Below are 15042 nucleotides of genomic sequence, written 5' to 3' on the forward strand. Positions count from 1 at the left end.
TCACGCGCTGGCGCCGCCGTCGAGGACGATGTCGTGCCCCACGACGTACGCGGACTCGTCGGAAGCCAGCCAGAGGACCGCCGCGGCGATCTCCTCGACCGCGCCGATCCGGCCGAGCGGGATGACCGCGCCGAGCCGGGCGGCGCGGTCGGCCTCGGACTCGCCGGGCCGGAAAGACATACCGGTGTCGGTGGCGCCGGGGCTGACCGCGTTGATCCGGATGCCCTCGGCGATATGGTCGCGGGCGGCGGTCCGGGTCAGCACGTCCACGGCGGCCTTCGACGCGGCGTACGCGGCCATGCCCGGTAGACGGTGGTGCGAGCCGACGTTGGACGACATGTTGACGATGGCTCCCCCGCCGCCCTTACGCATCTGGGCGATCTCGTGCTTCATGGACAGCCAGGTGCCTGTGAGATTCGTCCGCACGACGGCGTCGAAGCCGTCTTCGTCGAGATCCGCCGTCGGCGCGGGGCTGCCGAGGACGCCGGCGTTGTTGAACGCGATGTCGAGTTTGCCGTGCCTCCGCACGGTCTCGGCCACGAGACGCTCGACCTCGGAGCCGACACTCACGTCCGCGGTCACCGCGTCGGCCGTTCCGCCGTCCGCCTCGATCTCCTTCACGGTCTGACGCAGCTTCTCGCCGTCTCGCCCGGAAACGACGACCTGAGCGCCTTCGCGCGCGAAGGCCGCCGCCGTGGCGCGCCCGATCCCGGATCCTCCGCCGGTGACCAGGACGACCTTGCCGTTGAATCGCTTCCCCACAGTGGTTACCACTTTCTGGTCCGATCGTTCCATTATCAGTGTTTGCGAGCGGCTTCGAGAACCGCGATGGCCTGCCTCGCCGTCGCCTTGGCCCGCGCCGCGGGATCCGGCCCCTTGCTCAGCACCCGCATGCCCTGCAGGACGGTGAGCAGGAAGCCGGCCAGTTCTTCCGGGTCGGCGGAGGCGTGGAGTTCGCCCTGCGACTTCGCGCGGCTCAACGCCATCCGCACCGCCAGTTCGAGCGCGTCCCAGCTGCGCTCGATCACCCGCACGACCTCGGGATCCTTGGGCATCATCTCCATGGCGGCATTGACCACGAAACAGCCTTTGCGACCCGATTCGCCCAGGATTTCGGCGAGATAGCGGTCGATGAGCCGTCGCACTCCCGCCAGCGCCGGCCCCGGCCCGGCGAAGTCCTCGACGAACCGCTCGTTGCCCCGGGCGATGTAGCGATTCAAGGCCGTCAGGTACAGCTCGTGTTTGGTGCCGAAGGTCGCGTACAGACTCGCCTTGCCGATGCCGAGCTCGGCGACCAGGTCAGTGACGGAGGTGGCTTCATAGCCTTGCCGCCAGAACAGCTCCAGTGCGGCTTCGCAGGCCGCGTCGACGTCGAATTCCTTCACCCGGGACATGACAGGAGCTTAACCACATCTGGACCGATCGGTCAAATAAGCGAGTTCGCCACGAGTCGTCCGCCTGATCACGTGTGTCGTTCCTGTGGTCACGCGAAACCGCCCGGAGACGCAGCGAAAGCCCCTTCAGCGCGCTGACAAGCTCGACACCTTTGCCTGAACCGTCCTCACCACTCACGAGGCCTGGGCTGTCCTTCGCGCGTCTTTCAAGGGCCCCCGGACGGGACGCGTTGCGAAAGCCACTTTCGCAACGTTGAAGGTTGCGAAAGTGGCTTTCGCAACCTTCGCGCCGACCTCGAAGCCGAGCCCGCGGGAAGCCGCTCAACTACCGGCGTCGTAAGCCGACCGCGCCTCTTCCACCTTCGGCAGGTTCTCCGTCGACCAGTCGGCAAGAGTCGCGAACAGCGGCGCCAGGCTCCGCCCGAGGTCGCTGATCTCGTACTCGACCCGGGGCGGCACCTCGGCGTGATAGGTCCGGGTGATCAGACCGTCGCGTTCCAGTTGCCGCAGCCGTTGCGTCAGCACCTTCGGCGTGATCGTGCCGATGCGCCGCTCGAGTTCGACGAACCGCTGCCTGCCGAATTCGTTGAGCGCCCACAGGATCGGCGTGGTCCAGCGGCTGAAGACGAGGTCGACCACCGGGGCGATCGGGCAGGCCTGGTCGGGTGTGGTCGAGGCGTCGGCGCGCATGAGGCCAAGGTACGCGGGTTGCCGAGTTGTCATGATCCGGACACCCCGTGACCCCACCTGTGCGCGTAACGTTCTGTTATGGACTTGACCACCGAAAGGCTCGTCGTCCGTGATTGGTCCGAGGACGACGCCGAAGCCGCGCTGGCGATCTACGGCACCACCGACGTGACCCGTTGGCTCACCCCGGCGATGGACCGGGTGACCGACGCGGCGGCCATGCGTTCGGTTCTGCAGGCCTGGCAGCAGGCGCAGCCGAATCTCGTGCCGCCGCGCGGAAGATGGGCGGTGCAGCGCAAGGAAGACGGCGTGGTCGTCGGCGGGCTGGGCATCCATCTGCTGCCACCGTTCGAAGAGGACCTTGAGATCAGCTGGCAGCTGCACCCGGACGCCTGGGGCGAGGGCTACGCCTCCGAGGCCGCCCGCGCGCTGATCGGCTGGGCGTTCACCCAGGACACGGACGAACTCTTCGCCGTCGCCCGCCCGAACAACACGCGTGCCATCGCGACCGCGAAACGGCTCGGCATGGTCTGGGTCGGGGAAACCGACAAGTACTACGGGCTTCGCCTGCAGGTGTACCGGATCCGGCACACCGACACGATCTAGACACTGTCCACACGGGACACTTCGCCCGAGACCGCGTGCCCCGCACCGCGCCCGTCCGCCGTGGCGACGATGCGGCCCCGTTCGACCCGGATCGCGGCCTCGGTCTCGTCGCTGACCGCCAGCACCCCCGCCGCGGCCGCCAGTGTTCCCGTCGCGTCGCACACCACGCGCACCCCCGGCCACGACGATTCCGGGAAGGCCTGCCGCAGGCCGCCGCACACTTCCGCGATGCTCAGCCGGGTCAGCGGCACCAGCTCGTCGGGGTCACTCGTCACGGCGACGACGGTGACCTCGCCGCCAGAGGCCCGGACGGCCTCTTCCGCCGCGGCCAGCCGGTGAGTACCCAGGACGACGACCACGCCGTCGCCGGGGACGAAGGATTCGGCGCGGACGAGGTCGACGGCACCGGGCGGTGACCACGGCCGGTCGGCGGCCTGCGCCGTGGGCGCGATCACCGGCGGCGCCCACCAGTCGTTGAAGGCCAGCCCCGCCAGCCGTTCGCACGCGCTCACGACATCGAAGGGCTCGACGAGCCCCGGCGCGGTGGCCGCCAGCTGGCCGGCGCCGTGCAGCGTGGTCAGCACGGTCTCCGCGAGCCGGACCCGGCGCGGGATCGGCGATCCCGCTGTCCGCTCCGGCGGGTCGAGGCGCTCCAGCGCGAGCCCGAGCAGGAGCCCGTTGAGCTTCACCAGCTGGGCGAACGGGCGCCGGACGTGCTCGTCCGCGAGGACCTCGGGCATCAGGTCGCGGGCCAGACCCGCCTGATCGTCGTCCAGGGGAAGCGCCGCCACCCGAGCCCTGGCCAGCGCGCCCAGCGCACCTTCGAGCGTCTCGCCGGGCACGGAGTGCGGCGCGCCAGCGGATCGTTCGGCCAGCTCGGCGAGGACGGCGAAGTACAGCGCTCGTTTCCCCGGGAAGTTCGAGTACACCGCCCCGCGGGTGAGTTCCGCCCGTTCGGCGATGACGTCGATCTTGGCGTCGCGGAAGCCTTGCTCCGCGAACTCGTCGCGCGCGGCGGCCAGCACCTTCGCGCGATTGCGCTCCTGCGTCTCCGCCCTGCTAAGCCGGACCATCGGCCTCCCGTCAGCCAGCACGATTGCTCTCGAACCCGGATCAAGATACCTTGACCATTCAGATGATGAGAACATCTGATTTGAACATCCAGACTGGGAGAGCCGCCTTGTCCGAAGTTCCCGAGATCCTGCTGACCGACCCCGAGGTCCTGCGCGACCCGTTCACCGCCTACGGCCCCGTCCGCGAGCGCTCCCCGATCGCCAAACTCTCCGCGCCGGGGTTCTCGATGTGGGCGGTCCTGCGCCACGAAGAAGCACGGAAGATGCTGAGCGACCCGCGTTTCGCCCTGAGCCCGAACAGCTATCAGCGCATGGACATCCCCGACCACTGCCGCCCGTACATGCGGACGATGCAGGAGGTCGAGGGCCCGGAACACCTGCGGCTCCGACGGCTGGTCGCCCCCGCGTTCACCCCACGCAAGGCCGCGGCGCTCCGCGAGGGGATGGGACGGCTCGTGGACACCCTCCTCGACGAACTCGCCGGAGAAGACCGGATCGACCTGGTCACCGCGTTCGCACGCCCGCTGCCGGTGGACGTGATCTGCGCACTGGTCGGCATCCCCGAAGCCGACCGTCCGCGTTGGCGCGAATACGGCGCCCTGGTGTCGGCCGGCGACGGGGCAGGGCTCGCGAAAGCGGTCCCCGGGATCGTCGAGGGCGCACTCGCCGCCATCGCGAAGCGGAAGCTCGAACCGGCCGAGGACGTCCTCTCGCAACTGCTGAGGATCCAGGCCGAAGACGGCGACAGGCTGAGCGAAACCGAACTGGTCGCACTGGTCTGGCAACTCGTACTGGGCGGCCAGGTGCCCGGCAATCTCATCGCCAACGCGGTCGAAACCCTGCTTTCCCACCCCGAACAGCTGGCCGAACTCCGTGACGATCCGGCGCTCATGCCCGGCGCGGTCGAGGAGGTGATGCGCTGGCAGAGCCCGCAGTTGCTGACCCTCCCCCGGTTCGCCACCACGGACGTCCGGATCGGCGACGTCCTCATCCCCGAAGGAGAACCTGTTACCGTCGCGATCGCCGCGGCGAACCGGGACCCGAGGGCGTTCCCCGACCCGGACGTCTTCGACATCCGGCGCGCGGCGGGACCGGCATGGCATCTCGCCTTCGCCCACGGGCCGCACTTCTGCCTCGGCGCTTCACTGGCCAGGGTTCAGGTCGAGGTCGCACTCACCGCTCTGCTGCGCCGGTTCCCCGATCTCGCGCTCGCCGACGGGCTCCTGCGGATCCCGGACCCGGGCACCTGGCGGCTGAACGCGCTGCCGGTCACGCTGCATGCCACGGTTGCAAATTGAAACACGTTCTAATAGCGTGACCGCCTGTGAGATACGGGATCGTGCTGTTCACCAGTGACCGGGGCATCAGTCCGGCGGCGGCCGCGCGGGCGGCCGAAGCGGCGGGCTTCGACGCCTTCCACGTGCCCGAACACACGCATATCCCGGTCAAACGGGAGGCTCCGCATCCGCGCACCGGCGACTCGTCACTCCCCGACGACCGCTACCTGCGCACGCTGGACCCGTGGGTCGCCCTGGCCACGGCGGCCTCGGTGACCACGCGGATCCGGCTCGCGACGGCGGTGGCCCTCCCGGTCGAGAGCGATCCGATCACGCTGGCGAAGACCATCGCCAGCCTCGACCACCTCTCGGCCGGGCGGGTCACGCTCGGCGTCGGCTTCGGCTGGAACGTCGACGAACTGGCCGATCACGGCGTCCCCGGCGGCAAACGCCGGACGGTGCTGCGCGAGTACCTGGAAGCGATGCGCGCGCTCTGGACGCAGGACGAAGCCTCGTACGCGGGCGAGTTCGTCTCGTTCGGAGCCAGCTGGGCGTGGCCGAAACCGGCCCAAGCGCATATCCCGGTGATCGTCGGCGCGGGCGCGACGGAGAAGACGTTCCGCTGGATCGCGAAGTCCGCCGACGGATGGCTCACCACGCCCGGCGACACGGACATCGAGGACAAAGCGCGGCGGCTGCGCGAGATCTGGCACGAAGAGGGCCGCGCCGGAGAGCCGGAGATCTCCGCGCTCGGTGTCCGCCCGGATCCGGAAAAGCTGGCCGAACTGGAAGCGGCCGGGGTCACCGAGACGATCTTCGGTCTCCCTGACCGCGCACCCGAGGAGGTCGAGGCCTGGCTTCAGCGCCTCGCCGGGAAACTCGGCCTCAGTGCTGGGAGTCGATGAGGTAGCGGCCGTCCTTCTGGACCAGGACGAAGGTCTCCCGCCCCGTCGTGGTCCCGCCCGACGCCTTGACGTAAGTGAGCGTCGCCGTCACCGTGGTGCCGGATTCGGTCACGTTCGACACGGTCACCGAGCTGTACTGCCGCCAGTAGTTCGAGTACCGCTCGAAGCTCTGGTTCCTGGTCTGCTTGAAGTTGTCGCTGAGCGTCGCGAATCCCGCCTGGAGATTCCCCGGGATGAGGGAGTAGTAGGCCGCGAGCGCCTGTCCCGGAGTCTGCGCGGGCGGCGGCGCGACCGAGGACGACGAGGACGGAGGCGGCGTCGAAGGCGGCACTGAGGACGGCGAAGGCGGCGGCGCGACCGGCTCCGAAGTCGTCGGGACCGCGGACTGCGACTGGGAAGCCGGCGGCGGGGCCTGACCCGTCGAGGCATCGTCATCGCGGTTGAGCACCACGACCACGGCCGCGGCGGCGGCCGCCGCGAGCACGAGGAACACCGCGAGCACGCCGATCAGCATTCCCTTGCGCGCCTTCGGCGGCGGCTCCTCCGCGACGAGCGTCGTCGGCTCCCCCGCCGCGAGCGCACGCAACTCCCGCTCGGTCTCCGACATCGTCGGCCTGCTGTCCGGCCGGACGTCGAGCAGCCGGTTCAGCAGCGGCGTCAGGATCCCGGACCTGGTCGGCGGGGTGATCTCACCGCTCGACGCGCGGTACAGCAACGCGATCGGATTCTCGGCCGTGCCGTACGGCGTGCCGCCTTCGAGCGCGGTGTACAGCGTCGCGCCGAGCGAGAACACGTCGGAAGCGGACGTGGCGTCCTCGCCGCGGGCCACCTCGGGCGCCAGGAACGCCGGCGTCCCGGAGATCTCGCCGGTCGCGGTGAGCTGGACGTCGCCCATCGCCCGCGAGATCCCGAAGTCGGTGATCTTGACGGTGTCGTCGTCACCCAGCAGGACGTTGCCGGGCTTGATGTCGCGGTGGACGATGCCCGCCCGGTGCGCGGCCGCCAGCGCCGAGCAGAGCTGGATGCCGAGACGGATGACGTCGTCGACCTCCATCGGCCCTTCGCGCAGCTTCTCCGCGAGGCTGGTGGAGGGCAGGTACTCCATGATGATCCACGGGCGGTCCTGCTCGTCGATCACGCCGAAGACGGTGATGGCGTGCGGATGCACCAGCCGGGCGGCGATCCTGGCCTCGCGCAGCGCGCGGTTCTTGGCCTCGTCGGCCTTCTCCTCCCCTGCGCCGTGCGGCAGAAGGAGTTCCTTGACCGCGACCGTGCGCTCCAGGTTCTCGTCGCGCGCCCGCCACACGGTGCCCATGGAGCCACCGCCGACGGGCTCGATGAGATCGAACCGATCGGCGAGGCGGCGGATCTCCTCCATTATCGACGTCCCCCTGGAGCTGTGGTGTTCGCGCGAACCTTGCCAGCATGCCAGGAACGCGCCGGGACGCCGGACCCGGCAGGGTGGTTCGCGGCGCGGTGTCGGTCACGTCGGCGAATGGGCCGTTCAGCGGAACCCCGCCCCATCGGCTGCCCGGAAGTTCGTATCCCGGCAGGCCGGAGGCGCACTTTACTTCTCCGGTGTGGCCTGTTTCCGGGAAAGGGCGGCGATGCGGGAGACCATTGGCGGACGCGGCGTGCTCGAAGGAGCGTTCACGTTGCTGGAAGCACTCGACGAGCACGGCGGGCAGGCCGGGCTGACCCAGCTCGTGCGGACCACCGGGCTCCCGAAGACCACCGTGCACCGGCTTCTGGACCAGCTGGCCGACTTGGGCGCGGTGGAACGGGCGGGCCGCGGCTACCGGATCGGTTCGCGGGTGTTCCGGCTCGGGCGGCGCTGGCAGCCCGAACTCCGGGACCTGGCCAAGGAATGGCTGCCGGTGCTTTCGGCGCGGATGCGCGCGAGCCTGGTGCTCGTGGTGCCGAGGGAAGGGCGCGCGCTCGTCGCGGCCGGGGCGGTCCTCCCCGCCGACGACGTCCCCGTGTGGCCGGGCAGCCCGCTTCCGCCCGGGACCGCCGCCGGGCGGCTCCTCGCCGCCCATCACCCGGCGCTCGCCGAACCGGACACCGACGCACTGGAGATCCGCGCGAACGGGTTCGCGGCGGAGTCGGAGACGATCGCCGAGGGACTCGGTTGCGCCGCCGTCGCCGTCCGGACCCCGGACGGCCGGGTCGGCGCGGCACTCGCCGCCGTCCTCCCCGTCCACCGCGACCCGGTTTCCGCGGTCACCGCGCTGGCGAGCAGCGCCCGCTCCTTCGGTACCGCGCTCGCCGAAAGCACCGGGCGAAACCGCGCCGGATGATCGGCGATCCCCGAACAATCCCCGACCAACGCGGCAAGCGGGCGACCACATGAATGCGGGCGGAATATTTCCGACGAAATCCCGGAAATCGCCTCACCGTGTGTCCGCGACCGGTGCCACCCCGTGCAGAAATCGAGGAAACCCGCCCACCACAGGCCGTTTGCGTGACCGGTCGCCTACCGGACGAGGTGTTCGCGCGGCGATTAAATCACCATTCACGGCTTTTTCCGGGCACTTCCGAAACGGAGCCGCGCACGTACTGTTCAGGAATTCTTTCGACCAAGGAGGGAATTCCTTGACAAGACATTCCTTGAAAAGACGTGGCGCGGCCGTGGCGGCGTTCCTCGTCATGGTGTCCGTTGCGTCCGTCACCACGGCCGTCCCGGCGTGGGCCGCGGAACGGTCCGGCCGTCCCGTCGTGGCCGGGATCGACCTGGAGCGGGCGACGATCCCCGACCTGCAGCGGGCGATGCGCTCCGGACGGCTGTCCTCGGTCGAGCTGACCGCCTTCTACCTGCAGCGGATCCGCAAGCTGAACCCGACACTGCACGCCGTGCTCTCCACCAACCCGGACGCGCTGCGGCTCGCCGCGGAGAGTGACGTGCGACGGCACCGGCACCGGTCGAAGGGCCCTATGGACGGCATTCCGGTGCTGCTCAAGGACAACATCGACACCGCGGACCGGCAGCCGACCACCGCGGGCTCGACCGCGCTGCTGGAATCGCGCCCCTACCGTGACGCCGGCGTGGTCGAGAACCTGCGCGAGGCCGGGGCGGTCATCCTCGGCAAGGCCAATCTTTCGGAGTGGTCGAGCTACCGCTCCACCAGCTCGTCGAACGGCTGGAGCCCGCTCGCCGGCCAGACCGCGAACCCCTATGTCCTCGACCGCAACCCGTGCGGTTCGTCGTCCGGCCCGGGGGTCGCCGTCGCGGCGCACCTGGCGACCGTCGCCGTCGGGACCGAAACGGACGGTTCGATCAGCTGCCCGTCCGGCGCCAACGGCATCGTGGGCGTCAAGCCGAGCCTCGGGCTCGTCAGCCGCAGCGGGATCGTGCCGGTGTCGAAGCAACAGGACACCGCGGGCCCGATGGCGCGCAACGTGGTGGACGCCGCGATCCTGCTCGCGGCGCTCAACGGCGCCGACCGTCGCGACCCGATCACCGTCGACGCCGCGAGGCAGTCCCTCGACGACTACACGAAGTTCCTGCGCCCCAACGCTTTGCACGGGAAGCGGATAGGCGTCTGGCGCGAGGTCTACACCCCGGACGACACGACGAAGGCGGCGTTCGAGCAGGCGTTGACCAGGCTGCGGAAGCTCGGCGCGACCACGGTCGAGATCACCATCCCGTACCTGGACGTCATCGCGGCCAACGAGTTCCCCGCGATCAGGACCGAGTTCAAACACGACATCAACGCCTACCTCGCCTCCACCGGCGGCAAGCATCCCGCCGATCTGGCGGGGCTGATCCAGTACAACCTGGACCACGCGGCGGTCGAAATGCCGTACTGGACCCACAACCTCTGGGACCGCTCACAGGCCACCACCGGTGATCTGAACGATCCGGCGTACCGCGCGATGCGGGAAGCCGCGACGAGCGCCGCCCGGCGGGGCCTCGACGAGACGCTGCGCGGTGCGAAACTCGACGCGATCGTCGCGCCGACGAACAACGCCGCGTGGAAGACGCAACTCGGCGTCGGCGACGGCGCGCTGCTGATCGACTCGTCCGGCCCGGCGGCCGTTTCGGGCTACGCCAACATGACCGTTCCGATGGCGTACGCCGGGCCGTTGCCGCTGGGACTGTCGATCATGGGCGGGCGGTTCAGCGAACCGTCGCTGCTGGCGATCGCGTACGCCTTCGAACAGGACACGAAGGTCCGGCGGTTGCCGACCTACATCCCGTCGATCGGCTGAGTGCGGGGTCGTGAGTGATCCGGGTCGTCGGAACGGCCCGGATCACTCACGACCGGTCACGCGCGGACTGTGTGGATTTCTGGTCATCCAACGCCCCGAAATCCATACGTTGCGCGTCGCCTAATGAACAAGGAGCCCCAGACTGCGCTCGGCCTCCGCCACGGCGGAATCGCGCTCGACGTGACCGTCGATCACGAGCGTGGCGAGCCCGTGGAGCAGGCACCAGAGCGTGACGGCGAAACCGCCCGGATCGTTCCGCTCCCCCACCCGATCGGCCAGCAGCGCACAGGTCGCCCGGTGCGCCTCCGCCAGTTCCGGATACGCGGCACGGTCACCGATCCCGGCACCCGCCATCAAGCGGTACAACGCGGGATTCTCCAGAGCGAAGCCGAGGTACGAGTGCCCGAGCGCGGTCACCGTCCCGTCGCCGCAACCCTGCAAGCACCCCTGCAACTCGGCATGCCCTTCCAGCGCGACCGCCACCAGCAGCGCGTCCTTGTCGCGGAAATGCCGATACGGCGCCGCGGTGGACGCACCCACTTTCGCGACCGCCGCGCGCAGACTCACCCCCTCCGGACCTCGTTCGACGAGGAGCTCCCGTGCGGCGAGGACAAGCGCACGACGGAGATCCCCGTGGTGATAGGCACGTTTGTTGATCATGGCGGACCCCCCAGCCCTTGATGCCACGTGAACGCCTCACCTTAACGGGTGCACACGCGACAACTGGCGGGAACGCGAAGGTGGCCGCTCGCGGCGTGCGCGGAGGCGTGACTCGCGTGATCAGGGACGTGACTCGCGTGATTGGAGACCGCACTCGGTGTTCCGCCTCTGATCACGCGAGTTCCGGCTTCGATCACGCGAGCACGGTCTCGCGTGGGTCGCGAGTGGCGTTTCGGGCTATTGAGAGGTAAGTCAAAGGTGGCGCGTTGGGCCGCCTGAGGTATTGGTGTCCACAGGGGTCACTTTCCAGGCAGCATGCGCCCGCTTTGTGTCTTTAAGTCCGGTTTCACGTGGGATCGTGAGTGATAAAGAGGGTTAGAACGACCATCGCCACTCACGACCCCCGGGCAATACTGCGCAAAGTACTCAAATCGGACGCCTTGATCTCGAAAAATGTCCTTTTTGGACAGCCCGAGGGCGCACGGCGCTGGGTCTCGGTGACGAGCCGCTCGACCACCTGCGCCGACGCCCACCCACGCTAACTCCGACACGTTGTCAGATTTACCCACGCCCGCTAAGTTTGACGCCATGTCAAAGTTCAGGTCGGATCTCGTCACCGGCGTCGCCTTCCTGTCGACGGGCCTGCTCGCCGGGGCGTTCGGCTACGGCGCGGTCAACGTCGCCGCCACGTTCGACGTCGTCCCGCTCGACGTGCGGCTGACCTTCCACACGGCGCTGATGCAGCGCAACGGCGTCGTCATGCAGACCGCGATGGCGCTCGCGGCGATCAGCTCCCTCGCGCTCGCCCTGCTGAGCCGAGGGCGGCCGCGATGGCTGGCCGGCGTGGCCGCGGGCCTGGTCGTGACGTCGTTCCTGGTCACCCGCTTCGGCAACGTCCCGATCAACGGCCGGATCAAGGTCTGGGCCGTCACCACCGCACCCGCCGACCACGCGGCGATCCTCGATCGCTGGGAGACCTACAACGTCATCCGGACCGTCGCGGCCCTCACCGCTTTCGCGCTCGTCATCGTCGTCTCACGACTCAAGCTCCCGGCCCCCGCCTTCGCCCCGACGCGATAACCCGCCGGAAGGCCAGCCCGCGCGGCACTGTCACGTATTCGCCAGATTCGAAACCCTCTCCCACACTGCGATCATGGTTCGATGGTCGACGATTCGCACTCTCCGGAGAAGCCCAAAACCCGGCCTGTCTCGCTCTCCAACGGAAAACACCGGACCTTGTCGAATCGCACCATCGCCCTGTGCGCCGGACTTCTACTCGCTTTCTCCATCACAGCCTGCTGGGTGCTGTTCGTTCTCTACGGAAAAGGAACCGACGCCGACAAAGCCCGACTAGAAGGTGTACGCACCGTCGGCACGATCGTGCTCGGCGCGGGCGGCGCCATCGCGCTGCTCCTGGCCGCCCGGCGCCAGCAGACCGCGGAGCAGGACCTTCTCACCAAACGTCATGACCTTCAACTACGCGAGCGGGCCAATGACGATGCTCGCCACGATGCTGCGGAGCGGCGGATCAGCGACCTGTACCTGAAGGCGGTCGAGCAACTCGGTGCGGACAAAGCACCCGTCCGGCTGGCCGGGTTGTACGCTCTCGATCGCCTGGCGCAGGACAATCCCTCACAGCGTCAGACGATCGTCAATGTGATCAGCGCCTATCTACGCATGCCCTACGAACTACCCGACAAGCCTCCCGATACTGGCGCAGAGAAGGAAGCCCACGACGAATACCGGAGTGACGTTCAAGAACGTGAGGTACGAACGACGGCCCAGCGCATCCTTGCCGACCATCTCGACCCGAACTACCAGGACGGGAAAAGGTTCTGGCCGGACATCGACCTGGATCTCAGCGGCGCGCTGCTGATCGACGTCATGTTCCGCGACTGCAGGCTCAACAACGCCCGCTTCTCGAACGCCCGGTTCTGCGGCGACACTTTGCTGATAGGCATCCACTTCGACGGGGAAACCAGGTTCGACGGCGTCACGTTCACTGGTGACTCATGGTTCTCGGACGCACGGTTCACCGGCAACGTCCGGTTCGATCACGCGACCTTCGAGGCCATGGCCAGATTCGATGCGGCCACCTTCAAAGGAACCGCCACCTTTCGCGCTGCCTCGTTTCTGCGCGAAGCACGGTTCACGAACACGACGTTCACCGGGAGCGTGGTGTTCAGCAAAGCCACCTTCACCGACAGCGCGACCTTCGATGACGCCACGTTCTTTGAAGACGCCTACCTGCCCGGCGTGACGTTCGCACACCGGTCCTACTTCACCGAAGCCGCGTTCGCGGGTGACGCCTGGTTCAACCAAGTGACCTTCAGCAGCTACACCACGTTCGACGGCGCCACGTTCAGCGGTGACATCAGGTTCACCGACTCCACCTTGGACGGCGTTCCCTTTCTCCCCGCACAACTTCACCCACACAAGCCGTTCGAAGACGAGTGACCCGTCAGCTCGAAGCCTGATCGGCGAGGTCGTTCGCCGCGACGTACCCGAAGGTCATCGCCGGCCCGATCGTCGACCCCGCGCCCGCGTAACTGTTGCCCATCACCGCCGCACTCGCGTTCCCGGCGGCGTACAGCCCGGGAATGACCGAACCGTCCGCCCGCAGCACCCGCGCCCGCGCGTCGGTGCGCATCCCACCCTTGGTGCCGAGGTCTCCCGGCACGATCTTGAACGCGTAGAACGGCGGTTCCCAGAGCGGGGCGAGGCACGAGTTCGGCAAGACGTACGGATCGGTGTAGTAATGGTCGTAAGCGCTGTCGCCCCGATGGAAGTCACTGTCCACACCGGACAGTGCCTGCCCGTTGAACCGGTTGACGGTGGCGCGCAACGCCTGCGACGGGACACCGATCGCGGTGCCGAGCGACTCCACGGTCCATGCCTTCTTGACCGCGCCCGCCGAGTACCACTCGTCGGGAAGCGGCAGCAGCGGCGCGACGTCGCGGAAGAGATACCGGTCGCGGTAGTGCTGATCGACGACCAGCCACGCGGGAATGGTGGGCGACGTCGGATGGCGGTCGTACATCGTGTGCACGACGTCGCTGTACGGCGCCGCTTCGTTCACGAACCGCTTGCCCGCGGCGTCCACCATCAGCCCGCCGGGCAGGGTCCGTTCGGCGAGACAGAAGTACGGTTCGCCGGGTAGCGGGATCGCCGGGCCCCACCAGGCGTCGTCCATCAGGTCCAAAGCCGCCCCGGCGCGCTTTCCGGCCAGGATCCCGTCGCCGGTGTTCGACCGCGCGCCGACAGTCCATTGTGTACCGATCGGCTGACGCTGATACTCGGCCCGCATGGCGGCGTTGTGCTCGAACCCGCCGGAACCGACGATGACACCTCGCCGCGCTTTCACCACACCCGCCGCGACGGCCACACCGGTGACCTTCCCGTTCTCGATGACGAGATCGGTCAGCGGCGTGTTCAGCCAGACCGGGACACCGGCGCGCTGCAGCCCGGCCCGCAGTCCCGCGGCCAGCGATTGCCCCATGGTGAGCGGTTTCTGCCCGGCGAGCGCGGCGGCCGTGCCGCGGGCGAGGCAGGCAGCCGCCACCGCGGCGCCCTTCGGGTTGACCGCGGCCAGCGCAAGCCATTTGTAGTCCGCGCTGAAGACGACCATGCCCGCGGGCGTGGCGAGATACGGCGGGTTCAGGTTGGCCAGTTCGGCGCCGAGGATGTTCCCGTCCAGCTGGTCGGGTTCGATCGAGCGGCCGTCCGGCATCCCGCCCGGCAGTTCCGGGTAGTAGTCGCTGTAGCCCTCCATCCACCGGAACCGCAGCGGACTGTTGGCCATCACGAAGGACAGCATCTCCGGACCGTTGGCGAGGAACGCTTCCTGCCGCGAGGCGGGGATCGACGGACCGACCACGGCGGACAGATACCGTGCGGCCTGTTCCGGGGTGTCGCGGACACCGGCCTGCGCCAGTACCGGGTTGCACGGGATCCAGATCCCCGCGCCCGACCGGGCGGCGGAGCCGCCGAATTTCGCCGCCTTCTCCAGCACCACGCAGCTGAGCCCCCGCTTGGCCGCCGTCAGCGCGGCGGTCATTCCCGCCGCACCCGCGCCGACCACGACGACGTCGTACTCGCCGAGCAGCGCCGAGCCCGCCGATGCCGTCCCCGCCAACGGCAGTCCCGAAGCGAGCGCGAGCCCGGTGCCACGCAGGACCTGACGGCGGGACAGGCGGAGATCGGGACCCATGAATCCTCCTCGCGTGGG

At 68.7% G+C, this 15042-nt stretch carries 14 protein-coding genes; 7 read left to right on the plus strand and 7 right to left on the minus strand.

The features are described 5' to 3' along the window. From ACSMFO_RS06075 to ACSMFO_RS06085, 3 genes are all read right to left on the minus strand, one after another. Positions 1-762, minus strand: coding sequence for a glucose 1-dehydrogenase (locus ACSMFO_RS06075; RefSeq protein ID WP_073847113.1), 762 nt, complete (start codon positions 760-762; stop codon positions 1-3). Between the two features lie 35 nt (positions 763-797). Then, complete coding sequence (locus tag ACSMFO_RS06080) at positions 798-1394, minus strand: TetR/AcrR family transcriptional regulator (RefSeq protein ID WP_436457352.1); 597 nt, start codon at positions 1392-1394, stop codon at positions 798-800. Between the two features lie 321 nt (positions 1395-1715). Beyond that, positions 1716-2084, minus strand: coding sequence for a winged helix-turn-helix transcriptional regulator (locus tag ACSMFO_RS06085; protein ID WP_037344271.1), 369 nt, complete (start codon positions 2082-2084; stop codon positions 1716-1718). A gap of 78 nt (positions 2085-2162) precedes the next feature. On the opposite strand from ACSMFO_RS06085, the gene ACSMFO_RS06090 reads away from it, so the two are divergent. After that, complete coding sequence (locus tag ACSMFO_RS06090; RefSeq protein ID WP_436457354.1) at positions 2163-2687, plus strand: GNAT family N-acetyltransferase; 525 nt, start codon at positions 2163-2165, stop codon at positions 2685-2687. Here ACSMFO_RS06090 and ACSMFO_RS06095 read toward each other — a convergent pair. Continuing rightward, entirely contained in the window at positions 2684-3760 is a 1077-nt protein-coding gene (locus tag ACSMFO_RS06095) for a TetR/AcrR family transcriptional regulator (RefSeq protein ID WP_436457356.1), read from the minus strand. The genes ACSMFO_RS06090 and ACSMFO_RS06095 overlap by 4 nt on opposite strands. 107 nt (positions 3761-3867) lie before the next feature. Between ACSMFO_RS06095 and ACSMFO_RS06100 the strand changes: the two genes are divergently transcribed. Together ACSMFO_RS06100 and ACSMFO_RS06105 are read left to right on the plus strand one after the other, a co-directional pair. Continuing rightward, positions 3868-5058 carry a cytochrome P450 family protein gene (locus ACSMFO_RS06100; protein WP_436457357.1) on the plus strand — a complete coding sequence of 397 codons (1191 nt, stop codon included), beginning with the start codon at positions 3868-3870 and terminating at the stop codon, positions 5056-5058. A gap of 26 nt (positions 5059-5084) precedes the next feature. Next, positions 5085-5942 carry an LLM class F420-dependent oxidoreductase gene (locus ACSMFO_RS06105; RefSeq protein WP_436457359.1) on the plus strand — a complete coding sequence of 286 codons (858 nt, stop codon included), beginning with the start codon at positions 5085-5087 and terminating at the stop codon, positions 5940-5942. Here the strand turns inward: ACSMFO_RS06105 and ACSMFO_RS06110 are convergent. Beyond that, on the minus strand, positions 5923-7320 hold the full coding sequence (locus ACSMFO_RS06110) for a protein kinase domain-containing protein (RefSeq protein ID WP_436457361.1): 1398 nt from the start codon (positions 7318-7320) through the stop codon (positions 5923-5925). The genes ACSMFO_RS06105 and ACSMFO_RS06110 overlap by 20 nt on opposite strands. A 229-nt stretch (positions 7321-7549) precedes the next feature. On the opposite strand from ACSMFO_RS06110, the gene ACSMFO_RS06115 reads away from it, so the two are divergent. After that, entirely contained in the window at positions 7550-8242 is a 693-nt protein-coding gene (locus tag ACSMFO_RS06115) for an IclR family transcriptional regulator (protein ID WP_436457362.1), read from the plus strand. Positions 8243-8591: 349 nt separating this feature from the next. Further along, a complete protein-coding gene (locus tag ACSMFO_RS06120) occupies positions 8592-10154 on the plus strand; it encodes an amidase (protein WP_436457631.1) in 1563 nt (520 codons plus the stop codon). 120 nt (positions 10155-10274) lie between these two features. Here the strand turns inward: ACSMFO_RS06120 and ACSMFO_RS06125 are convergent, their stop codons facing one another. After that, positions 10275-10814, minus strand: coding sequence for a TetR/AcrR family transcriptional regulator (locus tag ACSMFO_RS06125; protein WP_436457363.1), 540 nt, complete (start codon positions 10812-10814; stop codon positions 10275-10277). Positions 10815-11402: 588 nt separating this feature from the next. Between ACSMFO_RS06125 and ACSMFO_RS06130 the strand changes: the two genes are divergently transcribed. Then, positions 11403-11894 (plus strand): anthrone oxygenase family protein, encoded by a 492-nt coding sequence (locus tag ACSMFO_RS06130; protein WP_436457364.1) that lies wholly within the window; start codon positions 11403-11405, stop codon positions 11892-11894. Between the two features lie 81 nt (positions 11895-11975). Next, complete coding sequence (locus tag ACSMFO_RS06135; protein ID WP_436457366.1) at positions 11976-13271, plus strand: pentapeptide repeat-containing protein; 1296 nt, start codon at positions 11976-11978, stop codon at positions 13269-13271. Positions 13272-13275: 4 nt separating this feature from the next. Here ACSMFO_RS06135 and kstD read toward each other — a convergent pair whose 3' ends face one another. After that, positions 13276-15024 carry a 3-oxosteroid 1-dehydrogenase gene (kstD, locus tag ACSMFO_RS06140; RefSeq protein WP_436457367.1) on the minus strand — a complete coding sequence of 583 codons (1749 nt, stop codon included), beginning with the start codon at positions 15022-15024 and terminating at the stop codon, positions 13276-13278. Positions 15025-15042 lie beyond the last annotated feature (18 nt).

It is taken from the genome of Amycolatopsis sp. w19, assembly GCF_051373225.1.
Lineage (GTDB): Bacteria > Actinomycetota > Actinomycetes > Mycobacteriales > Pseudonocardiaceae > Amycolatopsis > Amycolatopsis japonica.